Source organism: Virgibacillus profundi, from assembly GCF_002287375.1.
Classification (GTDB): domain Bacteria; phylum Bacillota; class Bacilli; order Bacillales; family Amphibacillaceae; genus Virgibacillus_K; species Virgibacillus_K profundi.
Genome location: NZ_NPOA01000136.1, coordinates 1 through 379 on the forward strand (window position 1 = coordinate 1; position 379 = coordinate 379).

A 379-nucleotide genomic window follows, 5' to 3' on the forward strand; every position below is an offset into this window, starting at 1 on the left:
GAGTTAGCATCTACAATCCAAGAATTTCACCTCTCGCTTGAGAATACAGATGCCCCCAACCGTCCCTATCAATCATTACTCCAGTTCTCGAACAACCAACAAATAGAACTATCAGTCCTATGTTATTATTCCATGCTAACATATTCAAGGCGGAATGCCTGCTTTGAACACTCTAATTTTCTCAAAGTAAACGAGTCACTTAACGACCGAGAACCATTACAGCACTCGACCGGTTTGCGACAAATGTTTTCCCCTGTTGCTAGAGAAACTACGTGAAGTAGCTTTCCAACGACAAAGAAAAGAAATCCGACTACGAGCTTTTTAACTGCAACAAAATTAGTATACGCTATTGGAGCTGGAATTACCGCTAGTATGCCAG

1 protein-coding gene is annotated in these 379 nt (G+C 41.4%); it reads right to left on the reverse strand.

Annotation, left to right across the window (positions count from 1 at the left end; genetic code table 11):
- Nucleotides 1–125: 125 nt before the first annotated feature.
- On the reverse strand, nt 126–379 hold a 254-nt coding region (locus CIL05_RS22515), incomplete at its 5' end, for a hypothetical protein (RefSeq protein ID WP_206207832.1).